At 62.3% G+C, this 26,701-nt stretch carries 28 protein-coding genes and 1 pseudogene; 14 read left to right on the top strand and 15 right to left on the bottom strand.

Going from position 1 to position 26,701, the window contains the following annotated elements; translation table 11 throughout:
* The first annotated feature begins 44 nt into the window (after nt 1–44).
* The 13 genes and pseudogenes from L8G49_RS14875 (at nt 45) to L8G49_RS14815 (ending at nt 11,089) form a co-directional block, all read left to right on the top strand.
* The gene (locus L8G49_RS14875) at nt 45–512 is read left to right on the top strand and encodes a hypothetical protein (RefSeq protein WP_242186552.1); all 468 of its coding nucleotides are present in this window, start codon (nt 45–47) and stop codon (nt 510–512) included.
* Nucleotides 509–1,969: a DnaB-like helicase C-terminal domain-containing protein gene (locus L8G49_RS14870; RefSeq protein WP_242186551.1), complete on the top strand. Its 1,461-nt coding sequence runs from the start codon at nt 509–511 to the stop codon at nt 1,967–1,969. Before L8G49_RS14875 ends, L8G49_RS14870 begins: the two co-directional genes overlap by 4 nt.
* Nucleotides 1,970–1,998: 29 nt before the next feature.
* A complete protein-coding gene (locus tag L8G49_RS14865) occupies nt 1,999–2,892 on the top strand; it encodes a hypothetical protein (protein ID WP_242186550.1) in 894 nt (297 codons plus the stop codon).
* Nucleotides 2,885–3,325, top strand: coding sequence for a hypothetical protein (locus L8G49_RS14860; protein ID WP_242186549.1), 441 nt, complete (start codon nt 2,885–2,887; stop codon nt 3,323–3,325). The genes L8G49_RS14865 and L8G49_RS14860 overlap by 8 nt, the downstream gene beginning before the upstream one ends.
* Before the next feature lie 220 nt (nt 3,326–3,545).
* Nucleotides 3,546–3,911: a hypothetical protein gene (locus tag L8G49_RS14855; protein ID WP_242186548.1), complete on the top strand. Its 366-nt coding sequence runs from the start codon at nt 3,546–3,548 to the stop codon at nt 3,909–3,911.
* Nucleotides 3,912–5,193: 1,282 nt separating this feature from the next.
* A complete protein-coding gene (locus L8G49_RS21025; protein WP_347272071.1) occupies nt 5,194–5,502 on the top strand; it encodes an HNH endonuclease signature motif containing protein in 309 nt (102 codons plus the stop codon).
* A 134-nt stretch (nt 5,503–5,636) separates the two neighbouring features.
* Nucleotides 5,637–6,020: a hypothetical protein gene (locus tag L8G49_RS14845; RefSeq protein ID WP_242186547.1), complete on the top strand. Its 384-nt coding sequence runs from the start codon at nt 5,637–5,639 to the stop codon at nt 6,018–6,020.
* Nucleotides 5,974–8,046, top strand: coding sequence for a terminase large subunit (locus L8G49_RS14840; RefSeq protein ID WP_347272070.1), 2,073 nt, complete (start codon nt 5,974–5,976; stop codon nt 8,044–8,046). Before L8G49_RS14845 ends, L8G49_RS14840 begins: the two co-directional genes overlap by 47 nt.
* Nucleotides 7,973–8,134: pseudogene (locus tag L8G49_RS14835) on the top strand (head-tail adaptor protein); the annotation flags it as partial. The gene L8G49_RS14840 and the pseudogene L8G49_RS14835, both read left to right, overlap by 74 nt.
* A gap of 109 nt (nt 8,135–8,243) precedes the next feature.
* Nucleotides 8,244–9,491: a sialate O-acetylesterase gene (locus L8G49_RS14830; protein WP_242186546.1), complete on the top strand. Its 1,248-nt coding sequence runs from the start codon at nt 8,244–8,246 to the stop codon at nt 9,489–9,491.
* Nucleotides 9,491–9,808, top strand: coding sequence for a hypothetical protein (locus L8G49_RS14825; RefSeq protein ID WP_242186545.1), 318 nt, complete (start codon nt 9,491–9,493; stop codon nt 9,806–9,808). The genes L8G49_RS14830 and L8G49_RS14825 overlap by 1 nt, the downstream gene beginning before the upstream one ends.
* Before the next feature lie 3 nt (nt 9,809–9,811).
* Entirely contained in the window at nt 9,812–10,078 is a 267-nt protein-coding gene (locus L8G49_RS14820; protein WP_242186544.1) for a hypothetical protein, read from the top strand.
* Nucleotides 10,079–10,474: 396 nt separating this feature from the next.
* A complete protein-coding gene (locus L8G49_RS14815) occupies nt 10,475–11,089 on the top strand; it encodes a PEPxxWA-CTERM sorting domain-containing protein (protein WP_242186543.1) in 615 nt (204 codons plus the stop codon).
* Nucleotides 11,090–11,628: 539 nt separating this feature from the next.
* Here L8G49_RS14815 and L8G49_RS14810 read toward each other — a convergent pair.
* Both L8G49_RS14810 and L8G49_RS14805 read right to left on the bottom strand, forming a co-directional pair.
* On the bottom strand, nt 11,629–12,180 hold the full coding sequence (locus L8G49_RS14810) for a PEPxxWA-CTERM sorting domain-containing protein (protein ID WP_242186542.1): 552 nt from the start codon (nt 12,178–12,180) through the stop codon (nt 11,629–11,631).
* Between the two features lie 979 nt (nt 12,181–13,159).
* Entirely contained in the window at nt 13,160–13,396 is a 237-nt protein-coding gene (locus tag L8G49_RS14805; protein WP_242186541.1) for a hypothetical protein, read from the bottom strand.
* Between the two features lie 74 nt (nt 13,397–13,470).
* Here L8G49_RS14805 and L8G49_RS14800 point away from each other — a divergent pair, with 74 nt between their 5' ends.
* The gene (locus tag L8G49_RS14800) at nt 13,471–14,022 is read left to right on the top strand and encodes an HIRAN domain-containing protein (RefSeq protein WP_242186540.1); all 552 of its coding nucleotides are present in this window, start codon (nt 13,471–13,473) and stop codon (nt 14,020–14,022) included.
* Nucleotides 14,023–14,173: 151 nt separating this feature from the next.
* Here L8G49_RS14800 and L8G49_RS14795 read toward each other — a convergent pair whose 3' ends face one another.
* The 13 genes from L8G49_RS14795 to tsf form a co-directional block, all read right to left on the bottom strand.
* A complete protein-coding gene (locus L8G49_RS14795) occupies nt 14,174–15,265 on the bottom strand; it encodes an acyltransferase (RefSeq protein WP_242186539.1) in 1,092 nt (363 codons plus the stop codon).
* A gap of 356 nt (nt 15,266–15,621) precedes the next feature.
* Entirely contained in the window at nt 15,622–15,855 is a 234-nt protein-coding gene (gene rpmE / locus L8G49_RS14790) for a 50S ribosomal protein L31 (RefSeq protein ID WP_010163703.1), read from the bottom strand.
* Nucleotides 15,856–16,013: 158 nt separating this feature from the next.
* Nucleotides 16,014–16,226 (bottom strand): hypothetical protein, encoded by a 213-nt coding sequence (locus L8G49_RS14785; protein WP_242139038.1) that lies wholly within the window; start codon nt 16,224–16,226, stop codon nt 16,014–16,016.
* Between the two features lie 7 nt (nt 16,227–16,233).
* Nucleotides 16,234–16,713, bottom strand: a complete 480-nt coding sequence (gene fabZ / locus L8G49_RS14780; RefSeq protein ID WP_242139039.1) for a 3-hydroxyacyl-ACP dehydratase FabZ — start codon at nt 16,711–16,713, stop codon at nt 16,234–16,236.
* Nucleotides 16,714–16,720: 7 nt separating this feature from the next.
* The gene (locus L8G49_RS14775) at nt 16,721–17,434 is read right to left on the bottom strand and encodes an OmpH family outer membrane protein (protein ID WP_242139040.1); all 714 of its coding nucleotides are present in this window, start codon (nt 17,432–17,434) and stop codon (nt 16,721–16,723) included.
* Nucleotides 17,434–20,136, bottom strand: a complete 2,703-nt coding sequence (gene bamA, locus L8G49_RS14770) for an outer membrane protein assembly factor BamA (RefSeq protein WP_242186639.1) — start codon at nt 20,134–20,136, stop codon at nt 17,434–17,436. Before bamA ends, L8G49_RS14775 begins: the two co-directional genes overlap by 1 nt.
* A gap of 130 nt (nt 20,137–20,266) precedes the next feature.
* A complete protein-coding gene (locus L8G49_RS14765; protein ID WP_242186538.1) occupies nt 20,267–21,400 on the bottom strand; it encodes a M50 family metallopeptidase in 1,134 nt (377 codons plus the stop codon).
* The gene (locus tag L8G49_RS14760) at nt 21,397–22,578 is read right to left on the bottom strand and encodes a 1-deoxy-D-xylulose-5-phosphate reductoisomerase (RefSeq protein ID WP_242139043.1); all 1,182 of its coding nucleotides are present in this window, start codon (nt 22,576–22,578) and stop codon (nt 21,397–21,399) included. The genes L8G49_RS14765 and L8G49_RS14760 overlap by 4 nt, the downstream gene beginning before the upstream one ends.
* On the bottom strand, nt 22,575–23,375 hold the full coding sequence (locus L8G49_RS14755; protein WP_347272069.1) for a phosphatidate cytidylyltransferase: 801 nt from the start codon (nt 23,373–23,375) through the stop codon (nt 22,575–22,577). The genes L8G49_RS14760 and L8G49_RS14755 overlap by 4 nt, the downstream gene beginning before the upstream one ends.
* Nucleotides 23,372–24,100: an isoprenyl transferase gene (locus L8G49_RS14750; RefSeq protein WP_277923306.1), complete on the bottom strand. Its 729-nt coding sequence runs from the start codon at nt 24,098–24,100 to the stop codon at nt 23,372–23,374. The genes L8G49_RS14755 and L8G49_RS14750 overlap by 4 nt, the downstream gene beginning before the upstream one ends.
* A gap of 38 nt (nt 24,101–24,138) precedes the next feature.
* Complete coding sequence (gene frr / locus L8G49_RS14745) at nt 24,139–24,696, bottom strand: ribosome recycling factor (RefSeq protein ID WP_010163691.1); 558 nt, start codon at nt 24,694–24,696, stop codon at nt 24,139–24,141.
* A gap of 2 nt (nt 24,697–24,698) precedes the next feature.
* Entirely contained in the window at nt 24,699–25,427 is a 729-nt protein-coding gene (gene pyrH, locus L8G49_RS14740) for a UMP kinase (RefSeq protein ID WP_347272068.1), read from the bottom strand.
* A gap of 334 nt (nt 25,428–25,761) precedes the next feature.
* Entirely contained in the window at nt 25,762–26,697 is a 936-nt protein-coding gene (gene tsf / locus L8G49_RS14735; RefSeq protein WP_242186537.1) for a translation elongation factor Ts, read from the bottom strand.
* Nucleotides 26,698–26,701 lie beyond the last annotated feature (4 nt).

Genomic DNA, 26,701 nt, shown 5'->3' with positions numbered 1-26,701 from the left:
CGCTTGCAGCAAACAGCAACTGTTTGGACGGAAGGCAACGCCGAATGAGCACGCTGAGCACTCATTCTCAGCGTCGGACGTTCTCCGCGTCCAACGCCATCGACACCCAGAACAAGCTGCTCACCGCGATCAAATCTGAAGACTCCGCGACCTGGACCGATATCGGTCGGGTGCTCGGCAAGTCCGACGATCGCGCCGCCGCCTACGCCAATACCGCATCCGCGATCGACATGCCGACATTCCTTGTCGCTTGCCGCGAATGGGGCGGCCGGTTCGCGGACCCGCTTCTCGCACTGGTCGGCGGTCGTTGGGCAGACGCGGGATCGGTCTGCACCAGTGACGATAAGGGGGCACTGACTCTGGCTATGCTCTTGCCGGCGGTGATGGAGATCGAGGCGGACGGCCTGACCGAGCCGCACGAGCTGGTGCCGCACGAGATCCTCATCCGCCGGGTCAATGCCTTGACGTCAGTATGGCTCGATATGATCGCCGCCGAACGGAGCCGAGCATGAACGCGTTCACCGGGGCCGCCTGCGACGGCGAGCGGGAGCTTCCGCAGAACATTGAAGCCGAAGCCGTCGTGCTCGGCGCGATGATGATCGACAACCGCCTGGCGGACGACGTGCTCAACCAGCTCGACCCCGAGCATTTTTTCGAGCCCCTGCATAGTCGTATATTCGCGGTCATCAAGGATCTGCGGCGGCGCGATTTACTAGCATCGCCAGTTACGTTGCGCCCGATGTTCGAAGCTGACGCCGGCATGATCGAGCTCGGAGGCACCAAGTATCTTGCGCAGCTCACCGGCAGCGGCGCCGGGCTCTTAGGCGCCCGCCAGTATGCGTCGCAAATCGTTGACCTGGCGCGACTCCGCGCTCTGATCGAGGTCGGTCGCACGTTGATCGAAAGCGCGATGGACACGTCGATCGAGGTCAATCCGCGCGCGCAAATCGAGAATGCTGAGCAGCTGCTCGCGACGGTTGCCGTCGGCGGCGGCAAAGGTGCACCGAAGCCGATCGGGTTCGCCGACGCTTGGGACGCTGCGCTGCGCAAGTCGAAGGCGGTCGCGAACGGCACCGCATCGCGCGGTGCCATGATCACCGGCCTAAGCGAATGGAACGAGATCACCGGCGGCATGCTGCCTGGGCAGCTGATCCTGCTCGGCGGCCGCCCCGGCATGGGCAAGACCGCGGTGGCTCTCGCGGTCGCGCGCCGTGCGGCGGAAGCCGGCCATGGCGTCCTGTTTATCTCGCGCGAAATGCCGGTCGAGCAGTTGATGATGCGGATCATCGCCGACATGATGTTCGAAGAAGGCGCACGGGTCACGTTCGACGACGTCCTGGCCGGGCGGTTGAACGAAGCCGATCTCATGCTTGCCGCGCGGATCCGCGACCGCATCGATGGCTGGCCTCTCGTATTCGAGGAGCCGCCGCGTCTGAACGCGTCGCAGGTCGCACCGCTGATCCGCAAGCACCAGCGCCGGCTGACGGCCAAGGGTGCCACGCTGACCGTGACGATCGTCGATTATCTCGGCCTTCTGGATCCGCCAGTGAAGCGACAGAACCGCGAGCAGGAGATGGGCGACACCAGCAAGGAGCTGAAGATGGCCGCGCGCGACACGGGCACCACGGTAGTCGCGCTGGCCCAGCTCAACCGTGGCGTCGAGCAGCGTGAGGACAAGCGCCCTCTCCTTTCAGACCTGCGCGACAGCGGCAGCCTCGAGCAGGACGCCGACACGGTCGTGTTTGCCTACCGCGCGGAATACTATCTCAAGCAGATTGAGCCCGACCAGCACGACATGAAGAAGCGCGATGCGTGGGAGATCGAGATGGGAGCCGAGCGCGATCGTCTGGATATCTACTCGGCGAAGGTGCGCCAAGGTGCCACTGGCCGCCGCAAGGTGTACTTCTTTGGCGCCCGCCAAGCCGTGCGCGGCATGGACTTCATGCGCACCGGCGGCGGCCCGCTGTGAGTGGCTTCTTCCTGGTTCACCGTGGGTGGATGGATAGCTTCAAACCGGAGCCGTTCACTGAACGCGAAGCCTTCCTGTGGTCGGTCGAGCAGGCGGCGTACGCAGCGCATGAGATGTGGTTCAAGGGCCAGCGCATCCCGGTTGAGCGCGGCCAGTTCGCAACATCGATCCGCGCCATGGCCGAAGCGTTCGATTGGACTCCCAAGCGCGTACGTGGGCTGATGGAGCGCTTAGGGAAAGCCGGAATTTGGGCACAGCAAGCGGCACATAAAGGGGCACAGTCACCAACCCTTATAACCGTCTGTAATTACGACAAATATCAAGCAGCGGAACCCGTGGAGGGCACAGCCAAGGGCACAGCGAAGGGCTCATCAAGGGCACAGCGAGGGCACAGTCGGGGCACACAACAGAAAGAAGGGAATAAAAGGAATAAAGAAGAAGAAGAAGAGAGACCTTCGGTCTCGTCGATCGGCGAGCCGACCGATCAGCCTGTTGAAATTGCGGAGGTTGCAAAGCCCGAACAGCAGGTTTCCTCGATCGTTGTGCTGCCGGTCACCGATCCCGTGGTCGAAGCCTTCGGTGCCTACCAGGCGATGCGCAACGATCTCGTGCCGAATGCCCGAACCATCGAACTCACCCTCAACCGGAAGCGGAAGCTGGCCGACCGGGTCCGGGAAATCGGCGGCAGCATGGCTTGGCTCGACGTGCTCGCCCAGATCCGCGGCTCGCCATTCCTTCGAGGCGAAACAAGCCGCAACGGCTTCGTCGCTGAGATCGATTGGCTTTTGCAGCCAGCCAACCTGACCAAAGTTCGCGAGGGTACGTTCGATGACAAACGAGATCACCGTCAGCGCCGGGTCGCTGATACCTCCAGCCCCATCGACGCCATGCGTGTCGCCCGAGCTGCTCTCGGCTTTGGCTGATCGAGCCTACGTGTTCGACGGATCGGCCGCCTGGACACCCGGGCATGCGCTCGCGGTTCTGGAGGCCAAGGACTCGGCCGGGATGCTCGACGCTACCCTCGGCGCTATCCAGGCCAGCTCAACTCCGGTGCCGCGAGAATGGCTGGTCGACCGCCTCACTGCGATGTGGACGATGTTCATGGCGTCAAGAAGGGACGCAAGCCCCGGTTCGGTGACGATCTGGCTCGCCGAATACGTTCGGTTGCTGGATGATTTGCCGTGGGACGTCGTCGCGATCGCGATCGACGGCGCGATCCGCGCGGCGCGGCATGGGTTCCTACCCTCGGTCGGCGAGATCCGGGCGATTTCGGATCCGCTGGTGGAAGAGCGTCGGTGCTTGCTCGAGCGACTTGCGGCCGTTGCCGATCACGCCGCCGCCGGGGCGAATAATTGAGCAGTCCAGATTTGGAGGGGGACTTTACGTGAATGAACGGACACACTGGGGATTGGACGTCGCAGGCCTCCATTGGTGCATTCTGCGAACTGCAGGGCAGCGCACACTTCCACTGGCGGCGTCGCTGCTGGCTGCGGGATTTGACGTCTGGACGCCACAGGAGATCAGCATAAAACGCGCTCCGCGCGGCAGTAAGGCCAAAATCGAACGGACCGTGGCTATGATGCCCTCGTTCGTGTTTGCGCGGGGAAATGCGCTCCCAGAGCTGGCAGACGTCCTCGCTTTGCCCGTCAGCCCGCATCCCCCTTTTTCGATCTTCCGCTACAACGGACGCATACCTCTGATCGCAGATCGGGAAGTTGAACGACTACGAACGGCTGAGCGTAAGGTGGTCCCCAAAGCGAAACAGCGAGTATTTTCACCTGGAACGCGTGTGCATATCCCTGAAGGTGCATTTGCCGGTCTCAGTGGCATCGTAGAAGACGGAAATGGCAAGTCGACCATGGTCTGCTTTGGCGGAAACGTGTCGTTCAACATTGCCACTTTCCTTTTACAGCCTGATGGTATATCTACAGCCACAGCCTGAACGGGCACCACCGCATTAGCGGTTTCGGCGAGTATCGCGCTGGTAGGCCGTACGGCTTGACCGCCCTCGCTATCACCACTTGGAAGCATGAGCTTTCCCGGATGTCCGAAGGCTGAAAAAACCACCCGCAAAGCGTGCGAATGCCGCGGGTGGTTTTAGTTTGCTTGGGTACTACGCCATTAACTGCGGCGGTTCGCGACCGTAACCGAACGGCTGCCCAACGCCAACTATTTCAAGATACCGCTCGAAATAGCTGGACGTGCTACCTATTCCGATTGCGATTAAAACTTCGGAAGTTCACCCGCGCTTCGATAATAACCGGCGGCGCGGGTGAACCTCTCCCCCGAGATTGTCTCGCTCGCTGCAATGTACGAGCTCGACGCGTATTCTATCGTCGTATATTGATTTAAAGCAACCACAGTTTGGCCGGCTAGCCGTTTCCCCTCCCGGGCGGTCAGCACGCCGCCTCACTCAAGCACACGACGCAAGACATAGGTCAGCGCTTCGGCACCTGCGATCGGCTGACTGGTGGTGGGGGAAGACGATCTGCGCCGACGGCGGCTGATCCACTACGTCAAGCAGTAGTCCAACATGCTTGATATCCTAGTATTAGTAATATCATATTTCGGGCTCGTTCAACTCGATAAGTCGATCGAGTGCAATTTTTGCGCTATGCAAGCTTCCGCCCTCGAACCATACGCAATTCGCTGTGGCGCCAACCCCATGACATTCCGGCAATATTGCGGTCACCATCATTGGGTTCGGTGTTTCGAGGCACCTAACAAACGAGTCGACTTTGATCACTTCATCAAGTCGCTGGGTAGACTGCACAGTCTCAGTTCTGCCAGCGGTACAACAGCTTCCACAACTTGCGATTGTGCACGCCAAAGACACCGAGCATGTTTTGCCTCGCCTTCGGCAGAAAGCAATTCGACGACAATCATGACGGGCCCTCCCGTGGCGCGCTGCACCAGGGACTCCACTCCTATGGTCTGAGACATCGAAAAACCTGCGCGAAACATTCGTTTAGGCGCGTTGGCAAGCCAGCAGAGCCAAGTCAATGTACGGTATCGTACACTCAGGATCGTGGGCCTCATCAATTAGAATAATCCTCGTGGTAGCAATTGCCCGGAGCTAGCTCACGCTCAGTAGCAACCAATTAGGACATCGTAACATGCTGAATTGTCATAGCTAATGATCAGTTCGGCTTGTCGCGATCCGGAATGGTTCGCCGACACCCCATGAGTACGTTGAAGGCAACACCGCTGCAATTAGCGGGCTGGTGGTGAGGGAAGCTGCCAGGGTCGAACGTCTCCGAGGTCGCGCTGGGCAAGCTCAGCGCCGTCGACGGCTCGAAGCTGAGCCGCTCTGCAGACGTTGTGCTGAGCGTGGCCGCGTGACCGCCGCAACCGTGCCTGATCATATCGTGCCGCTTGCGCACGGCGGCGCGGATGATGACATCAACATCCGATGCCTGTGCGGTCCGTGCCATGATGAGGTGACAGCCGAGCAGTTCGGACATCGCCGCGTTGTCGGTACAGATGGCGACGGCTGGCCGCTTGATCAGCCTACCCGAAATGCGGCGAGATGAGTGCGCAGAGGATGACAACTGGCACGCCGCTTGCCGAGGCATGGGGGTGGGTCAAAACCCGGTCGGATGGGGCGGCGGACACCGCATGGACCTAAAATTCACGCATCCACAATTCAGAATATAGGGGTCGAACGATGCCGAAGCCGCGGTTGCCGGCCTTGAAGGCGGCGATCACCGGCGCAGCGGCGAAGAACCCTGCCCGCTTCAAAGGTCGCGCCAAGCCAAAAGGCAAATCGGTAGGCCCTCCGCCCGATCATTTGACTGTTGAGGCCCGCCGCGCGTGGCGCATGTTCGTCAGCCGCATGCCGTGGCTGAACGCTTCCGACGAAGCGATGCTGGAACTGGCTTCGATGATCCGCGGCTTAATCCTCGCTGGTGATGACGTCGGCGTTCAGAAGCTTGGCCTCTATGCGACGACGCTGAGCAAGCTGGGCGCGTCACCGACCGATCGGACGAAGGTGGCGATGCCGGATGACGATGACGAAGAGGAGGAAGACGAGTTCTTCGGCACGTGCTGAGCCGACCGCCAGTCTCGAAACTGACCGCGCGACTGCTTATGCAAATGCCGTTGTCGCCGGTGCGATCGTCGCCGGCCCACACGTTCGCAATGCTTGTCGTCGTCACCTTGACGACCTGAAATATGGCGGCGCGCGAGGCTTAGCGTTCGACCCCGCCGCCGCCGCGCGTGCGATCCGGTTCTTCGAGACGAAGCTGAAGCTGTCCGAGGGCCAGTTCGAAGGGCTTCCCCTGCTGCTTCACCCCAGTCAGTCGTTCAAGGTCGGCTCGATATTCGGATGGAAGCGCTCGGATGGTACCCGGCGTTTTCGTCGTGCCTATGTCGAAGAGGGCAAAGGCAACGGGAAGTCGCCTATCGCCGGCGGCATCGGCCTATACGGCATGATGGCGGATAACGAACCCGGTGCGCAGATCTACGCGGCCGGGGCGACCAAAGATCAGGCGGGCATCCTGTTCCGCGACGCCGTCAACATGGTCGACAAGTCGCCGGATCTGAAATCTCGTATCAAGCCCAGCGGCGGGCCGGGCCGCGAATACAATATGGCGAATCTCGCCAGCGGGTCGTTCTTCCGACCGATCAGCCGGGAGGCAAAGAAGACCGGGTCAGGCCCCCGCCCCCATTTCGCGCTCTGCGACGAGGTCCACGAACACCCCGACCGCGGCGTGATGGAGATGCTCGAACGCGGCTTCAAATTTCGCCGTCAGCCGCTGCTCTTCATGATCACGAACAGCGGCACCGATCGAAATTCGATTTGCTGGGAAGAGCACGAGCACGCGGTGAAGGTCGCGGCCGGTAACGCCGAGGCCAAAGACGAAGACCCCGCCTATGTCGGCACGCCGATCGACGACACGACGTTCAGCTACGTTTGTGCGCTCGATCAGGGTGACGATCCGCTCAACGATCCGTCGTGCTGGCCGAAAGCGAATCCGCTGCTGGGCGTGACGATTACGGAGGAGTATCTCGCAGGCGTCGTTGCGCAGGGTAAGGCAATGCCGGGGAAGCTGAACGGCATCCTGCGTTTGCACTTTTGCGTTTGGACCGATGCCGAGGCGGCTTGGATGACCCGAGCGACCCTCGAACCGGCGCTCGCCGATTTTGATCCTGCCGAGCATGCCGGCAAGTCGATCGCGATGGGGCTCGACCTTTCGCAGACGCGCGACATCACAGCCAAGGCCTGCATCGTGCAAACCGGCGAGGTGACGGTCGAGCGGCTGGACGATCAGGGACAGCCGTACGTCATCGTGGCGCCGACATACGACGCGTGGATCGAAGCCTGGACGCCCGGCGATACCGCCGCTGCCCGCGCGCTGCTCGACAAGCTCGACTATCCTCGCTGGATCCGGGAGGGCCACCTCCAAGCACCGAAGGGCGAGAGCATCGCCTATCGGCACATCGCCCAGTCGGTCGCCGAAGATGTGCATCGCTACAAGGTGCTCGGCTTGGGGTATGACCGGTATGCCTACCGCTCAATGTTCGAGCCAGAACTGAACGCGCTCGGCATAACCGTCGAGCAGGTGGAGCATCCGCAGGGCGGCACCAAGAAGGGCAAGCCGACGCAGGCGATGATCGACGCGGCCAAAGCAGCCAAGGTCGAACCCGAAGGCCTCTGGATGCCATCGTCGCTCCGCGAGCTGGAAACGCTGCTCTTCGAACGTCGAATACGCCTGCGCCGCAACCCAGTGCTGGTGTCGGCAATGATGTCGGCGGTGACCGACAGCGACCGCTGGGACAATTACTGGCTCGCGAAAGCGCGGTCTGTGAACAAAATCGACGCGGCGGTTGCGCTGTGCATGGCGGTGGGAGTGATTATGGCCATGCCGACCACCAAGAGCATCGACGCCTGGATCGCGAGCTTCGCATGGAGCTTGTCTGATGACGATGACTCCCGGGCGTCTCAATCGGCGCGTGACGCTCAAGCGCAAGACGCAATTCAGCAACGGCAAGGGTGGTTTCACGGTATCCTGGCCGGACATCGCCACGGTGTGGGCGGAGGTCCTCGGCCAGAACGGTCGCGAGGCGCTGCTTGACCAAGTGGTGCAGGGGATCTCGTTTTTCCGCATCACGGTTCGCTGGCGCGCGGACCTCGCCGATGCCGACCAGATCCGATACGGCACGCTTGATCTCAACATCCGCTCGATCATCGATCCCGACGGCCGACGCGAGTGGCTGCAGATACCGATTGAAGGACCAGACGACGAAGGCCGTCGTGCAGGACTGGTCGGCGATGAAGACGCCGACTGCGTCCAATGGCCTTTGCAGCGCGCTTGCCACGCTCCCGGTCGGCGGCCCTTACGAGATCGAGGCGGGCTATGTCGATGCATCGGGGACGCGCTATACCGCGACATCGCGCGGGGCGTCGTGCGGTATGCTGGGCATGACCTGGGGGCAAAGCAACTCTGGCGGGCGCAACAGCGGATGGACGACGCCTACCTACAGCTCGATGGCGTTCTCCGCGCAGCAGTATCCGGATAGTCCGCAGGGCGGCACCCCGCTGCGCGAATGGGCGAGCGCCTACAACACGAAGATCATCCCACAGGCGAGCTACGCGACGGCCTATGTGATGTCGCAGGCACTCGGCATCCCCGTGGGCATCTCGGCGGTCGGCGTGGCCAGCCGGACGCTCCAGTCGCTGTCGCCGGGCGGCGCTGACTGGGTATCCTTCACCAATGCGGTCGGATACCATCGCGGCGTGGTGGAGTTCGTCGTTTGGGATCAGGGCGAGGCAGATGCCGATGGTGCGTCTGCGCCGACCGGATACTCGGCATCGTTCCGCGGCAACCTCCTGCCCGGCTTGCGCACCGCGACCAACAACCCGAACCTTAAGGTGTTCATCGCTCCGGTTGGCCGCTTCGCAGCGTCGACCCCGCCATCGTCGCCGAACTATCCCGCTGCGCAGATCAACGCGCAGCGGGAGGTATTGCGCCAGCAGTATCTGGACATCATCGCCAACGAGCCGCTGGTACAGTTCTCCGCCAGCAAGCTCGGATGCGTCCACAGCGATTCGTACCACTACTCGACGTCGAACACGGGCTACCCGGAGATGAGCCGGCGCGACGGCTTCACGATCGCCAAGGCGTTCGGTGCGGCGATCCACGACGGCAAGGGTCCGACGGTGGCCAGCGCGAGCCGCAGCGGCGCGGTCATCACGCTCACCATGGCCATGGGCGGCGCTACCGGTCTCACCGGACCGACGACGTTGGCAACCGGCACGGTTCCGACGCCGACGCTCGGAAATGCGCTGTACGGCTTCCAGGTGTCGAAGGACGGGTTTGCCACGACCTTGCCGATCAGCACGATCACGATCTCGGGCAACAGTCTCGTGATCACGCTGGCGGCAGACCCCGGGGCGGCGGTATCGATCCGCAGCTGCTACGGCTGGGACTATGACGACACCAACCTGATCTATGGGACGTATGCAGATACGACCCCGATCCCGGTGTTCCCGACCATGACGCCGGTGGTCGCGGCCTGATGATCTGCCACGAATGCGGCGCCCACACGATCGGCCTGGTGAAGCGGGGACCGCTCGAGGTTCAGCTGGACCCGCCACGCGGCAGCTGGCGGGGTATCAACCTGGGCCTCTCGCCCCGCGAGGTGTCCATCCTCCACATCCTCACCCAGAGGCAAAGGGCGTCGCACCTGTCGCTGCTGCTCGTCGGTGTTGGCGAGGATGTGAGCCACAATTCGCTGAAGGTGGGCATCACCCATGTCTGCGCCAAACTCCCGCCCGAGGTCAGGATCGAATCTGTTCGCGGCTGGGGTTACGAACTCATCATCAAGGAGGACTGACTTATGACGAACAAGGAAAAGATGACGGCAGCCGTGGCGAATATCCCGGACGATGCCGCGGCGACCGTCTTGCTGGTGAAGGCGCCGGACGGAGGCCTATCCGTTGTCAGCCCCTCGATCCCGGCCGGGCTGATGGTCGGTATGATCGGGGAATCGCTCGTCGCGATCGGCGCAAAGGCGGGCGACGATGTTGTCGGGTCGATTGGCAAAACGCTGGTGGCGATCGCGCACGCCAGCAAGCCGGCTCCGGTGCGCGCGCTATCTGCGTAACTTCAGGGAGGCGGGCCGCGGTAGAGGAATCATCCCGCGGCCCTGGCCGACTCGATCTGTTGGGGGGACGAGATCGGTTGCTCACTATGCTAGGCAAATCGGTGACGCATGCAACACATTACGTTTCAACACTTTTTGACAAACCAGCGTTACACTCCGGCGGTGCAAGTACGATACTAATTGCTCGATCACCTAGGATAGCGGCCGGAGCGGGCAGCAGTTCGGATGGCGCATCGATTGAAAGAACGCGGACGTATTTGGGAGCAGCACCCGACACGCAATAGTCTAGCTACATAAGTTAACGCGCGCGACACCTCAACTCGCAGTATGTGCACTTGTAAGGTATTGTTTACACTTTGATTTCGGCCAATTTCCAACAATCCCGCTTTTCCGCCATTGGCACGGTTTCTGCACCGGACAAACGCGATGCGGCGCAGTGCCGTGCTCGAAGGGGATGTCATGAAATTGAATATAATTCTGCTCGCTGGAGCCGCCATGCTTGTCGGTACGGGTGCACAAGCCCAAACTCTCAGCAACTCGAACGCTAACGGCTATGTCACGACGACCGCTCTGCCGGGCACGTTCTCTCTCACGGGTGGCGACAATGGCTCGGGCACCTTCGGAGATACCTTGTATACCGACACTGCGATGGGCCCGCTTTCGATCGCCGGGACCTTCAATTACCAGTCGTTTGATGTGGATGGTGGGGTTTTCGACCCGGCTGGTTACATCCTTGGTGGCACGCTTTTCCAGCTTTCCAACAGCGGTGCTTCCTCGAACGGAAACTTCAGCTTCAATGTCGGGGCGGGCCAGACCTACGGTTTCTACGTCCACACGACCGATAACCGGTTTGGACCGGGTCGCATTTCGGTCGTGAGCAATGCGTTCGCTGCCGCAACTGGCGCCGTCCCCGAGCCCGCCACTTGGGCGATGATGCTGGCCGGCTTCGGCATGATCGGCTTTGCTGCTCGTAAACGCTCGTCGGTCAAGACTGCCGTCAGCTACGCGTAAACCGTTCATGCAGATATTGAGCCGCCGATCGCGAGATCGGCGGCTTTTTAAGTGGAGCTTCAACCGCTGGCCGTAGCTAGCTGCACCAAGCGCCGGACCTTCGCTGCTGAACCAAGATTCCGTTGAACGCCGGGCAGACGTTCTGCACCGGTTGCCAACGTCTGACAAAATTGGTCAACCTGAGGGAGGCGGGCCACGGTAGAGGAATTATACCGCGGCCCTGGCCGAACCAGTTTCTGGAGAACTAGTGGTTGACCTCAGGCTAGGCCTATCAGCAAAGCAAGCAACGGATTTTATCTCTATAGGGTATGGCTCCCTGCTAGACGCTGAAGATCCGAGACGGAAGCTGCACGTTTACCAATCGGCATAAAGAAAGTTGCAATAGCTGCCTCACCTCAGCTTGTCTGCCAGACCCTGTGCGCAACTAATTCGCAACGTTCGAATATCCTGCGATCTGCGGTAAGTAGAAAATGTCCACCAAAAGCAAAAGCCGCTGTTTCTTTCGAAACAACGGCCCTGCTGAACAATTGGAGCCTGTTTTAAGCGTAGGTAACACGAACAGTGGAACGCTTGTGCGAACGCAGGCCTGCGCCGACCATTCCGAAGCCCATAAGCATCATTGCCCATGTCGCAGTCTCGGGAACGGCAGCAGAGATTTCGCTTAGAGCAAAGTTGCCGGTCGCGTTGGCACCACTGTTGCTGTACAACACATAAGGATCCGTGCCGCCCGGGGCGGAATAGATGTTAATTTCTGCACCTGCGATTTCGAACAATAGCCCGCCGGCCGTCAGCAAGGGATTCTGGCCTGGGAGCAGAGTGTCATCGTAGGTGAAGAAACCGCTGGGCGAATTACCCGATCCCGCGGTTAGAGTACCAGCCCCGGAAGCTACGGTACCAAATGCGTTGATAGTACCGCTCGTGGCGGTGAACGTACCGTCGCCGTTGTCCATTGCCTCAAGAGTACCCGACGCACCGTTGATACCACCGGTACCCGAAAAAGTGAAAACGAACGATGCTGCGGATGCGCTAGAAGCCACGGTGGCGAGAGCGAGCGACGCGACCGTTGCGAACATTGCGATAGACTTTTTCAAGATCATCTCCTCGGGTTGGCTATTGAACTTAAATCCGTGAGCAATTTCCGCGCCAATCCAGCATTCTCGTGGCTTTTTGCGTCTTGGGTGAATGATAATGTAATCGGTTCTTACAGTTTGCGTACGTTTCTGAAACGGGGCGAACCTGCAATTGGCATAGCGTCTGCTGCGGCTGATTAGGCCCTTTCTAACTCTCGAAGATAGACCGCGCATGTGGACCGATGAGTGGACGGACCAATGAGATAACAAAACGGGCCCCAGGTGCCGGGCGGGCTGCAGTTCGGTACACACCGTAATTGCAGCCCTGGCCGCGCCTTGCCGTCCGGGAACACGCGGTTATTGGCAACTGTAGGGTTTTCAAACCTCGTCGCAACAAGCGATCTCAACCGCCACATTTTGCCGGGCAATATGGCGGGCTGCAGGGGGGGGACTCTGCAGCCCTGGCCGCACAGGCCGAGGGGATCGCCGGCGGTTAAAAGCACCATAAGCCTCCGGCTGACGCGCTCAACAACATCGCTCAGGAAACACCGGGAAATGCGGCGCTCAAGGCCTTCAAAACCGACCGATCAAATCATTCTCTTCAGTCGCCTTCGACGCCTGAATAGAAAGGCGGGCCACGGCGGAGGAATCATACCGCGGCCCTTGCCGATCCTATCTGTTGCGGGGACGAGACCGGTTGCCAGTAAGCTAGGCCGACCGGTAATTTAGTCAACGAGTTAGGATGAGACTTTCGGTTAATCGGGAGCGGGCTGCAGTTCGGCTTGAGCCGTAATTGCAGCCCTAGCCGCGCCATACCTTCCGAGGAGTGCGCGGTTGAAGGCCGTGTACGCGTCTGCCGGGTCAGCGCAACGAACGTTTGAGGAGCAATACTAGAACCGTCCCGGATTGGGGCGACGTAGTCTCCATACCGGCGCATTCCCTTTTCGCTTGCACGACGAAAGCTCTTCCGCCGCGTACTGGTCCGAAGCGCTTACTGGCATCAGAACCACTGGTCGGTACTGGTCGCGCCGGGGCCTTCGAACAAGGCATCAATAGCGGCGTCGAGATCCACCCGCAGCGCGATCGCCGCACCATTGCGCCCGCGCGGGACGAACCGGACCAAGCCTCGGGTGCGCCAGTCTTTCATCTGCGCGACGCTCACACGCGTATACTCTAGCGCCTCGGCTTCGGTGAGCGCTACGGGCCAGCCGGGAAGCGACGCAAGGTCGCGTGTCATAGCTCACGCCCGTGCGGCAGGCAGGTCGGCCAGCCCTGCCTGCTCTCACGCAGCTCAATGCAGCGGATTCTCGTTTGATCGAAAGCGAAGGTGCGCCCGTCCTGGTGATGCAGTTCGCGCATAATCGTCGCCTCAAAATGTGGGCTATCTCTATGGGGCACGCTATCGATTCGCTGCAACGGGATCAACTCGGCTCGGCCGCAGTTATCTCCCTGATGGATCAGCGCGAACTCAGCCTCACCGTCGTCGGCATCGATTACGCCAATGCCGACAAGGCCAAAAGCAACCGCCGGTTCGAGCTGTTGCAGTGCTCGCCCGGCGATCCGGTCGAACTGCGGCGCGAGCCTAAAAACCCCCATGACCCACACGCGGTTGCGGTGTTCAGCGAACGGGGCATCCAGATCGGACACCTTACGGCAGAGCGCGCACCGTGGATTGGCAGCAAGATCGCGGCGGGGGAAGAAGCCTTGGCCGTCTTTCAGGCGCTTGCCGGCGGCGTGGCTACCATCAGGGTCCGGTTTGGCGGCGGCGCGCCAACCCTCCCCCCAGTTCCGCCCCCGCCGCCGCCAACCGCAAGCTTCGACGACTTCCACGCAGACCCGGATGGACCGGAGTGGGGAGCGTAAGACACAACTGCGAGGCGTAATTATACGACGGGGTATAAACCGGGGTATTCAGCAAATCGCCTACTGAAGAACCCTTGGCATTCTGCCGTTACAGCCCGTTGTTGTGGCGGGCACCTCTTCCGCCAGCGTCGCGACCGTCCGGTTCAGGATCTCACGTCCGGCGATTGCGGAAAAACGCGATCAGGGGCGCCTCGATCAGTTGGAAGGACAAGGCCGCGACGACCAGGCAGAGGGCGATCGATACCGACGAGAACAGCCACAAAGCCGGGATCGAGGTACTCAACTCGAGTTTGCGCCATAATTGGCTCATCGCCGACAAGACGAACGGGTGCATGAGATAGAGCGAATAGGACGCGTTTCCGGCCAGCAGCGGTAGCCAGTGCCGGCGAACGCCCCCTGCCGAATCGCAGGCCAGCGCACCGGTCACGAGCAGAAACGCCGGAATTCCTCTGCTGACTACACGCGGAAATTCCGGAAACATGTCAGCACCGACCACCAGCAGGATCAGTCCGATCCCCGCGACACCCAATCCGTAACGCGGCCCGATCGATTGCAGCATGCGCGTTCGAGCATAAAACTCTCCGAGCAGCATGCCCGAGAAAAATTCCAACATGATCGACGACGTGTAAAACTCGATTTGCCTGTCAAACAGCGTCCCGCGAAGCGGTCCAACGCCCGCAATCAGCCCGATGATTGGAAGAGCACTGAAGACGAGGGCAGCGACAACAAGGCGATACGATCGACCGATCAACAGTAACCCGCTGAACACAAGATAGAAGAACATCTCGTAATTGAGTGTCCAGCCAGGGATCACGACAGGTTCCATCAACCCGGTCGAAGGATGCGGCCATGCGATGAAGGCGTAGGATGCCACAACATGGTTCAAGTCGAACCGTCCAGTCTGCAGGACAGCCGGGGCAATGGCCATTACCGCAACCATGATCGTGGTCGCGATCCAGTACAAAGGAACGATCCGGACCAGGCGATGATTCAGGAACTTGGTTGGAGAATTGGGGCGATCACAGGTCGTGATCCACATGATCAATCCGCTGATCACGAAAAAGGCATCGACGCCACCGGCCAGACCCGTGCCGAACCCGGACGTATAGCCGAGGTGCTGCAATTGCGGTTGCAGATGATACACGACAACAAGGAAGGCCGCGAGGCCACGCACATATTGGACGCCGATCAGTTCGCGGATCGGCGACGGCGTAGCCTGTGAGGGCCTGCCGGGATGTCCCATTTGCCGCATGGCCGTCCATATGCTCACAAGTTTGCTACCGCGCTTATCCTAGTCGAACGACCAGGCGCTTTTATAAAAAACCCACAAAACCCGGTCTCAAGCGATAAGGACGACCAATCGATCGGTTCACAATCTTCCGCAACAGCGGAGCAACATATGTGGGCTGCTTAGGGTAGGACGATCGGTGCAGCCAGCGTTTTCAGGGGTGGTGTACCCACGAACCAAGCCGGACCGTCATGGTCGAACGGATGGATACGCGACGACAAACGACACCGCAGACCGTCGTGACCGCACGTCGGCTGCGGGAAATAGTCAAAGACTTGGGCGGCGCCGATCCGACGCCGCCCCAAACCGTCTTACTTCTTGCCGATGGAAGACATCGCGCCGAACCGCTTGTTGAAGCGGGCAACCTGGCCGCCTGCGTCGAGCATCGTGCCACGCCCGCCGGTCCAGGCCGGATGCGCGAGCGGATCGATGTCGAGCGTCATCAGGTCGCCTTCCTTGCCCCAGGTGGTACGGGTCTGGAACTGCGTGCCGTCGGTCATCTGCACCGTGATGGTGTGATAATCGGGATGGATGTTCTTCTTCACGACTGAATTCTCCGAAAAGCCGCTGGTTTCCGACCAGCAAGCGAAGGCGCGGCCCCTATCAGAGCCTGGCCCCAAGTGCAACTCTACCACGCGGACAGACGAAGGCTTTCGATCATCGCTGTCAACGGCAGGGGCAATTCGATGGCGCTCGCGAACGCTCAGCGTATCGTCCACCACCGCCGCAGCGCGACCACGGACCAGATCGCCTCCACCAGACCGAACGGCCACGCGCCCTGCAGGAAGCCGTAGGTCGATCCAAGCAGGCACGCGCCGGAAAAACCCAGCACCCACCAGGGCGAGCGGTCTTCCAGCGCGTAGCACAGCAACATTGCCGAAACCGCGAACAGGCCGAACCAGGTCAACCCGTCCATCAGAGGATCACTTGGGCGGGTCGGCGATCATCGCGGTGAAGTTCGCCTCCGCAGCGAGTTGGCCGTCGATCGTCGCGCGTCCCGCGAACTTGCAGACGCTCGAACGCTTCTGGACGAACGCAACCTCGAGCTTGAGCAGCACGCCGGGCTCGACCGGCTTGCGGAACTTCGCCCCGTCGATCGCCATGAAATACACCAGCTTGCCCGATCCGGCGAGACCGAGCGATTCGACCGCAAGGATCCCCGCCGCCTGCGCCATCGCCTCTACGATCAGCACGCCCGGCATGATCGGCCGTCCAGGGAAATGCCCCTGGAAGAATTGCTCGTTGATCGTCACCGCCTTGATCGCGCTGATCGACCGGTCGAGGATGCACTCCTCGACCCGGTCCACCAACAGCATCGGGTATCGATGCGGCAACGCCGCCATGACCCGCCCGATATCGAGCGGGCCCATTGCGCCGCGGCCTTCGCCTTCACCGTCCGCCATCAGACGCTCAGCGACCCTGCGGTGCCTTGGCGCCCGCAGCCGGCGCAGCGGCAGCACCACCAGCGGCGCGCTGACGCTGCATTGCCGAGATATAGGCAAGCTGCTGATACTGCTGGAGCAGCTGCTGGGTCTGCTGGCTCGGCTGCCAACCAGCCGGTGGCGTGAACGCAACCGTCGGGTTGGTGCGATCGAGCTCGGCCTTGATGTCGTCGGTGACATCGACGGCAGGCGTGCTGAACTGGACGCTACCGGCCGAGAGCAACAGGCTCAGCTTCTTGGAGGCGACAACTGCCTGCATGGCAGCGGCATATTTCTGCGAAATCTGTTCGATCGCATATGCCTGGGCCAGCGTTGCCGGACCACGAAGCCGCGCGACGTCGGCCTGACCGGTGCGCTGCGCGGTTTCGATCTGGGCGAGCGCCGGGTTCTTTGCTGCCTGCGCCTTCTGGATCTCGTCGTCGGACAACTGCTTGTCCTTGTTGAGATCGAGCGGGGCATACAGCGTGTTGAGCTGGGCCTGGAGCGCCTGTGCGCGGGCGGTCGCCTGGTCGAGCTGTGCCTTGTAGGTCGTTGCGATCGACGTGTTCGCTGCGTCGAGCGCCTTTGCCGTCAGGATGACGGTCTCGGGATCGGCGATCGCGATACCGCCGACCTGCGCCTGAGCAGCACCCGCGAGCGACAGCCCGACACAACCGAGCAGCATGGAATAGGTGGTCTTCATCAGAATTGTGTCCCCACATTGAATGTTACAAGTTTACTATCGTCGCCCTTGTCCTTGAGCAGGGCGTAAGCGAGATCGATGCGCAACGGCCCGAACGGCGAGTTCCAGTTCACGCCAGTACCGACGGAAATGCGCGGACGTGGCGAGTCACCGACGAAGCGTTCGAGGAACGGAGAGATTGGCTGCCCCGACAGCGGGGTGTTGACCGACGTCCCGCTGCACGGTCCGCCGACCGTCGCCGAATAGCCGACTGTGCAGGTGGTGCTTGCCGATGGGTTGTTCCCGTCCGTCGCCGGCACGACGTAATAGGGCTGACCATTGGTTGCCAGGACCGGACGGTTGAGCGACTGAACCACCGTTCGGCCGGTGACCGGGTCGACCGCGGTCGGGAAGGTCGCCGTCGGCAACGGCCGCGTGATGCCGAACAACGCGCCTGCCTGCACGTAGATCGACGGCCGCAAGCCGAGTTCGCGCGCACCTGCGCCGAGCGGGATTTCCAGCTCGAGCTTGCCCAGGTAATAGGCGCGCCCACCGAGCGCGTCGTCCACGATCTGCGTCCGGTCGGTGACCAGCGTCTGGTTGCCCGCGGCGTCGGTCACATAGGGAATGCGCTGAATACGCGGCCCTACGCCGCGAATGTCGAACCCGCGGAAGTCCGGCTCGCCGAGGTAAAAGCGGTCGGTGATGCGGACCGAATCGATCCCTGCCCCCCGGCTCTTCTCCAGCGACTTGATATAGCCGCCCTCGACGTTCAGCGAGGCGATGAACCCGCTGCCGACGTTGACGAATTTCGACCCTTCGATCTTGGTGCGGATGTACTTCACGTCGCCGCCGAGGCCAGCGAAGTCCTGGCTGAAGATGAAGCGCTGGCCGGCCGTCGGGCGCAGGCGGCTGTTAAGGCTGTCATACAACAAGGAATAACCGACCGACGATGTCCAGCGGTTGCCGATGGCTTCGCAAAGGTACCGCCCGGCGAGCAGGTTGTCGCACTGGCCGTTGGTGAAATACGTCGCCTGATCGAGCCCGACCTGATCATAGGACAGCCCATAGCGGCCGGCGAGCTGCCAATATTCCGTCAGCGGGATACCCGCGCGCAGCTGGAAGCCGGTCGACACCTGCGTGTAGGTCGTCTGTCGCGTGTTGCCCAGATAGTTGAACGCATTGTAGTCGCGGCGGAAGATATCGCCGCCGACCGCGATGTTCTTGTCGAACAGATAGGGTTCGGTGAACCCCAGCTCGACCGACTTGGAATAGGTCGAATAATTGACGCTTGCGCGCAGTTCCTGGCCCTTGCCGCGGAAGTTGCGCTGGCGGATCGAGGCCTGAATGATGAACTTCTCGAGGCTCGAGAAACCTGCCGAAAGCGACAGCTCGCCGGTCGACTTTTCCTCGACGTTCGCGGTCAGCACGACGCGATCGGGGGACGACCCCTGCGTCTGCTTGATCTCGAATTTGTCCTGGAAGAAGCCGAGCGAATTGATGCGATCCTGCGAGCGCTTGACCTGGAAGCTGCTGAACGCATCGCCTTCCGCGAGACGAATCTCGCGGCGGATGATCTTGTCCTGCGTCTGCGTATTGCCGTTGATGTCGATGCGCTCGACGTAGGATCGCTTCGCTTCGGCGATGTGGAAGTTGATCCCCATCGTCAGCGTGTCCTTGTCACGCTGGAAGTCCGGGTTCACCTCGGTGAAGGCATAGCCGAACGCGCCAGCCGCTTCGCTCAGCGAATCGACCGCGGTCTCGACCTTCTTGGCGTTGTACCAGTCGCCCTTGTTGATCCCGAGGCTGGCGGCGAGCTTCTTGTTGTCGAAGTCGCGGATGTCGCTGTCGACGGTGACGTCGCCGAACTTGTAGCGCTTCCCCTCCTCCACCACGTAGGTGATGATGAAGTCCTTCTTGTCGGGCGTCAGTTCGGCGACGGCGGACGTCACCTTGAAGTCGGCATAGCCTTCGGTCAGGTAGAACTGGCGCAGCTTCTGCTGGTCATACGCCAAGCGATCCTGGTCGTAGCTCGTGTTCGAACTCAGCAACGTCGTCAGGCGCGCCTGCTTGGTCGCCATCTGCTCGCGCAGCTTGTTGTCCGAGAATTCCTCGTTGCCCAGAATATTGATCTGGCGAACCTTGGATTTCGGCCCTTCGCTCACCTCGAAGATCACGTCGACCCGGTTCTGGTCGAGGTTGACCATCTTGGGCTCGACCACCGCGGCGAAGCGGCCCTGGCGGCGATACAATTCGATGATGCGGGCGACGTCCTGACGAACCGCGGTGCGCGTGAAGATCTGGCGGGGGGCGAGTTTCACCTCCTTCTTGATCTTGTCTTCCTTGAGCCGCTTGTTGCCCTCGAAGATGACACGATTGATCACCGGGTTTTCACGAATCCGCAACACGATGTCGCCAGTCTCGGCCCCTGCGATCGAGACGTCGGCGAACAGGTCGCTCGCGTAGAGATCCTTGATCGCCTGATCGAGCGACTCGTTGGTGAACGCCTGACCGGTGCGCAACTTGGTGTAGGACAGCACCGTCTCGGGCTCGAGCCGCTGCGATCCCTCGACGCGGATCGTCTTGATCGTGCGGGTGACCGCGGGCGCAGCCGCAACGGGCGACGCGACCGGCGCAGGCGCCGTGGTCCGCGCGCTGGCCCTGGCGGGCGACCGTCCGGTTGCTGGCGTGGTCTGGGCCTCGACGGGCAGACAGGACAGCATCGTGCCTGCCAGCAGCACGGCGGTGGCCCGTGCTCCGAAAGTTGAAACCTTGATCGCTGTCACATCCCACCCCAAATCGGAGAAAATACTCGCGTGCCCAAAAACGCTGGCCCGCCCTGCCTCACCTGCGTCAACCGATCAACCCGGCGAGGGTCTTCCAGAGTCCGAATGCGCCAAGATCGTTGAACGTCACCATCACCATCAACGCCAGTATTGCGGCCAATCCCCCGCGGAAAGCCCATTCCTGGACCGACGGTGCAACCGGTTTCCGCTGGACGGCCTCGATCGCGTAGAAAAACAAATGGCCGCCATCCAGCAACGGGATTGGCAACAGGTTGATGAATCCCAGATTAATCGAAACGCCAGCGATGAAGAAGATCAGCACCGGCCAGCCCAGCGTCAGTTGCTCGCCGGACGCCTTGGCAATGCGCAGTGGCCCGCCGAGTTCGTCGACCGAGCGACGGCCAGACAGGATCTGCCCCAGCCCCTCGACGGTGGTTCGCAGGATCGTCCCGGTCATCTCGATCCCGACGACGGGCGCTTCGAGCATGCCCACGCGCGCGGCGACCGGTGCGGTCGGGCCGATACCGAGCAGGCCCTTCTTGAACTCGTTCCCGAAGCGATCCCGCTCCGTCGCGACGCCGAGCACCGCCTGGCGGCGTTCGGGACGACCAGCGTGGATGAAATCGATCCGCACCGCTTCGGCGGGACGCAGCACGGTGTACTGGAAAACATCTTTGAAGGTCGTGATCGCACGACCGTTCAGCGCCGTGATCCGGTCGCCCGGCTGCAACCCGGCCTTCGCCGCGGCGCTCCCGGGGCTGACGAGCCCGACCACCGACGGGGTTCGGTCGACGCCGTAGCTCATGGCGAACCCGGCGAGAATGAGAATGGCAATGAGGAAGTTCGTGACCGGCCCCGCCGCCACGACGATCGCGCGCTGCCACACGGGCCGCGCCTGCAAGGTCCGCGCGCGCTCGGCTGCGGTAAGTTCCAGCCAGGCTGGATCGGGAACGCTCGCGGCATTCATGTCGCCGGCGAATTTGACATAGCCGCCCAGTGGCAAGGCGCTGAACTTCCACCGCGTTCCGCGGCGATCGGTCCAGCCGAAGAGTTCCTTGCCAAAGCCAATCGAAAACGCGTCGATCTTCACGCCGAACATGCGCCCGGCGAGATAATGGCCCATCTCATGCAGGAATACGAGCGGACCGATCACCAGCGCGAAGGCCAGGATGGTCAGCAGAAATCCGGGCGATTGGCTCAAACGACGCTATCCTTCATCAACGCCCCGTTGCGGTACCCCACCTGCCGGCGCGCTATGCTGCGCGCTTCAGCATCGACCGCAAGAACGTCGCCCAACGTTCCCGGTGCGGCCGGATGATAGACGGACAGCGTATCGTCCACGATTGCGGCAATTTCGAGGAAGCCGATCTCGCGGTTGAGGAAGGCGGCAACCGCGACTTCGTTGGCGGCATTGAGGATCGCCGGCCGTGCGCCGCCCACGTCGAGCGCTTCCCGCGTGAGCCGCAACGCGGGGAAGCGGTCGGGATCGGGGGCGTGGAAGTCGAGGTTGCCGATCGCGACCAGGTCGAGCGGCGCCATCGGCGTCGCCATCCGGTCCGGCCAGGCAAGGCAGTGCGCGATTGGCGTACGCATGTCGGGCGGCCCCATCTGCGCCAGGACCGATCCATCGACATAGTCGACGAGCGAGTGGATCACCGATTGCGGATGGATGACGATCTCGATCGCATCGTGCGGCACAGGAAAGAGGCGCGCCGCTTCGATCAGCTCGAGGCCCTTGTTGAACAGGGTCGCCGAATCGACCGAGATCTTCGCCCCCATCGACCAGTTCGGGTGCGCGACGGCCTGTTCGGGCGTCACGCTGCGCATCTGTTCGGTCGTCCAGGTGCGGAACGGACCGCCGCTGCACGTAAGAATGATCCGGCGGACCCGTTCGGGCCGGGCGGCGTCGAAACACTGGAAAATCGCATTATGTTCGGAATCGGCGGGAAGCAGCGTGGCGCCGTATTTCGCGGCGGCCGCCAGCACCACGTCTCCCGCGGACACAAGCGGTTCCTTGTTCGCGAGGATGATCGTCTTCCCCCCCGCGATTGCCGCCATGACCGGCTCGAGCCCGATACAGCCGACGATCGCCCCCATGGTGATATCGGCGCCAAGCGTCGCCGCCTCGATGACTGCGGCCCTGCCGCCTGCGCAGACCGTATCGGTCCCCGCGAGCGCCAGTCGCAGGTCCGGCAGGCAAGCCTCGTCGGCAACGACGGCCAACCGTGCGCGTGTCCGGATGGCAGCAGCGGCCAGACGCGCGACGTCGCAATTGGCCGTCAGGGCGAGGACCTGGAACCGTTCGGGCTCGCGCTCGACCAGGTCGAGGGTCGACGTCCCGATGGACCCCGTCGCCCCCAGAATTGTAATCGTCTTCACCACCAATAAACCTTCGGCAAAATCACGAGAAAAGCGGCAATGGGCGCGACCGGAACGAGTCCGTCCAGCCGGTCAAGGACACCGCCATGTCCCGGCAGGATCGTCCCGCTGTCCTTTACGCCGGCGCGACGCTTCAGCCAGCTTTCGTACAAATCACCGATCTGCGCCAGCACCGCCAGAAATGGCGTCGCCAGCGTCAAGCGGAGCGGCAAGCCGTATGCGACGTGGAGCAACGCCGCCAATGCGCCAGCGGCCAGGACGCCCCCGGCAAGCCCGGCCCATGTCTTGTTGGGGCTGATCCTGGGCGCGAGCTTGGGTCCGCCGAAGAACCGGCCAGCGAAATAAGCTCCGATATCGCACGCCCACACCAGCGCCAGCGCCCATAGCGCGAATACGATCCCGCCCGGCTGGCTGCGGATGAGCAACAAGGCCAGGACGGGCAACCCGACATAGGCCGCGCCGAGCGCAAGGCCCTGCCGTCGGGTGACGATCACGATGAAGAACCCTGCACCTGCGATCAGTCCGAGCGCGAAAAAGCCGGGCCCGGCACCGAGCGTGGGTGCCATGATCGCCAGCGGAACCGACAACGCATATTGGGCCAGGCGCTTCGTCTGCGGCGGGGTCGCGTGCAGATCCGCCCATTCCGCCATCATGACCAAGCCCAGCGCCACACACAGCAGCCAGAATGCCAGACCGCCAACGATTACGGATAGCATCGCGACCGCAATCAGGGCCACGCCGACGATGGCCCGCAGGGCGAGGTTCGACGCTTTTTTCGGCGGACGTTGGGGCTTCACAGGCCCCCGAACCGCCGTTGCCGCTGCCCGAACGCCGCGATCGCGCGCGCGAACGTGTCGCCGTCGAACTCCGGCCATAGCGTATCGACAAACAGCAATTCGGCGTAAGCCGCCTGCCATAGCAGAAAATTGGACAACCGCACTTCGCCCGACGTGCGGATCAGCAAGTCGAGCGGCGGAAGATCGCGGGTTTCGAGCTGCTGCTCGAAAAGGTCCGCGTCGATCGTTGCGGGGTCGAGCGTCCCGTCCCGCGCCTGCTCCGCCAGCCGACGCGCAACCGAAGCGATCTCGGCCTGCGCGCCATAATTGAGCGCGATCACCAGGATCGGGCCGGTATTGGCGGACGTCCGCGCCACGGCATCGTCGATCAGCTGCACGAGGTCGCCGCTGAACCGGCGATAGTCGCCGATCACGCGCAGCCGGACATTGTCCCGGACGAGCTCGTCGAGGTCACTGCGGATGAACAGGCGGAGCAAACCCATCAGGTCGCTCACCTCTTCCTCGGGCCGACGCCAATTCTCGCTCGAGAACGCATAGAGCGTCAGCACCTCTACGCCGAGCGTCCGTGCCGCCCGCGCTACGCGCCGTACGGCTTCGACGCCCTGGCGGTGCCCGGCGACGCGCGGCAAGTGCCGCTTCTTCGCCCAGCGGCCATTGCCGTCCATGATGATCGCGACGTGACGCGGGAGGACGGCAACGCCGGAATCCGGCGTCCCCGATTCCAATGTCCTCGCCCGATCGGCAGCCGGGGCGGCGAACGGCCTCACTTCCCCAGGATTTCCTTTTCCTTGGCGGTTGCGGCGGCATCGATCTCGCCGATCGTCTTGTCGGTCAGCTTCTGCACTTCGGTCTCGAGCTTCTTGCGCTCGTCCTCACTGTAGACGCCCTTCTTCTCGTCGGTCTTGAGGCTGTCCATCCCGTCACGCCGCACGTTCCGCGCCGCAATGCGCGCATCTTCCGCGTACTTACCGGCGAGCTTGGCGAGTTCCTTGCGGCGCTCCTCGGTCAGGTCGGGGATCGGCAAACGCAGGGTGGTGCCGTCGACGATCGGGTTGAGCCCGAGCCCGGCCGAGCGGATCGCCTTGTCGCACGGCCCCACGTTCATCTTGTCCCACACCTGGACCGAGATCATCCGCGGCTCGGGGACCGAGACGGTCGCAACCTGGTTGAGCGGCATCTGCGCGCCATACACTTCGACCGTCACCGGATCGAGCAGCGACGTCGACGCGCGCCCGGTCCGCAGACCGCTGAGGTCGCCCTTCAACGATTCGATGCTGCCCGCCATGCGGCGCTCGAGATCGGCCTTGTCATAGGCTGCCATGATTATGCTCCTGTCTCTGCCTGGACGATCGTGGATACGCCTTCACCCCGCAGCACCGCGGCAAGATTGCCGGGCTCGCGGATGTTGAAGACGACGATCGGGATATTGTTGTCACGGCACAGGGCGATCGCGCTCGCGTCCATGACCTTGAGGTCCTTCGCGAGCACGGTGCCATAGCCGATCGTGTCGTAGCGCTTGGCGGTGGGGACGAGCTTCGGGTCGGCGTCATAGACACCGTCGACCGAAGTGCCCTTGAACAGCGCGTCGCACTTCATCTCGGCGGCACGCAAGGCGGCACCGCTGTCGGTGGTGAAATAAGGACTGCCGACGCCCGCCGCGAAGATCACGACGCGCCCCTTTTCGAGGTGGCGCTCCGCGCGGCGGCGGATGAACGGCTCGCAGACGCTCGCCATCGGGATCGCGGACTGGACGCGCGTGTCGACGCCGATCTGCTCGAGCGCATTCTGCACCGCGAGCGCGTTCATCACGGTCGCGAGCATCCCCATATAGTCGGCGGTCGCGCGCTCGAAGCCCTTGGCAGCGGCGGCGAGGCCGCGGAAGATGTTGCCGCCCCCGACGACGACGCACACCTCGAACCCCTTCGACCGCGCATCCGCGATCTCGCCCGCGACGCGCGCGGTCACCGCCGGATCGATCGACAATCCGCCGGGGCCCATCAGGACCTCGCCCGACAGTTTCAGGAGGATACGTTTGAAATTTGGGTTTGGCACGACAATCCGAACGGCAAGAAGACGGGGCGCGCGGACCTTATCGGGGGCGCGAAGCGATTGGAAGCGCGGAAACTGTACTGACGCGTCGATCAGCCGACGCGGAGCGGAAACCGTCGCGGGATTGCGCCGGGTCGTCGTCGGCACCGGCCGACGGGCGGGTGCGTCCCATCAACGACCCCTCCCGTTCGTTTCGAGCGAAGTCGAGAAACCTGGCACATCGCGGGGTTTGTAGACGTCGCTCGAAACGAACGGATCGGCACGGGTGCATCACACCCATACCAAAGTCCAACACCCGGCAGCCGTCTCGGGCCACCGGGTGTCGAGCGCGATACGCTTAGGCGGTCGGCTGGGGAACGCCCGATGCCGCAGCGACTTCCGCTGCGAAATCCGTGGCTTCCTTCTCGATGCCCTCACCCAGCTGGAAGCGGACATAGTCCTTGAGCTCGATCGACTTGCCCGCGGCCTTTGCGGCATTGGCAACGACGTCCGAGATCTTGGTTTTGCCGTCCATCACCAGCAGCTGGCTGACGAGCGCGTTTTCCTTGCGGTACTTGGCGATCGCACCATCGACCATCTTGGCGACGATGTCGGCGGGCTTGCCGCTCTCGGCTGCCTTTTCGGTCGCGATCGCACGCTCGCGCGCGACGATCTCGGGGTCGAGGCCGTCCTCGTTGAGCGCCAGCGGGAAAGCGGCCGCGATGTGCATCGCGATCTGCTTGCCGAGCGGCTCGAGCACGTCGGCACTGGCATCGCTCTCGAGCGCGACGAGCACGCCGATCTTGCCGAGGCCCTGTGCCGCCTGGTTGTGAATGTACGGAATGACCGCACCCTGGGTCACTTCCAGACGCTTTGCGCGACGGATGTTCTGGTTCTCGCCGATCGTCGCGATGTTGTTGGTGAGCGTTTCCTCGACGGTCTTCTCGCCGAGCGATGCCGCCTTGATGACGGCAATGTCGTCACCGAGCCGCAGCGCAACCGCGGTCACGTCACGGACGAAGGTCTGGAACTGCTCGTTCTTCGCGACGAAATCGGTCTCGGAATTGACTTCGACCGCTGCACCGATCGTGCCGTCGACTTCGACGCCGATCAGGCCCTCGGCCGCGGTGCGGCTCGACTTCTTGGCAGCAGCCGCGAGGCCCTTGGCGCGCAGCCAGTCCATCGCAGCGGTCATGTCGCCACCGGCTTCGGTCAGCGCCTTCTTGCAATCCATCATGCCCGCGCCGCTCTTCTCGCGCAGGTCCTTCACCGCAGCGGCAGTAATGTCGGCCATGTCA

The organism is Sphingomonas sp. CARO-RG-8B-R24-01 (genome assembly GCF_022662295.1).
Classification (GTDB): Bacteria; Pseudomonadota; Alphaproteobacteria; order Sphingomonadales; family Sphingomonadaceae; genus Sphingomonas.
Note: the sequence above shows the minus strand (reverse complement) of the source record. Positions and strands in the feature narration are given on the sequence as shown.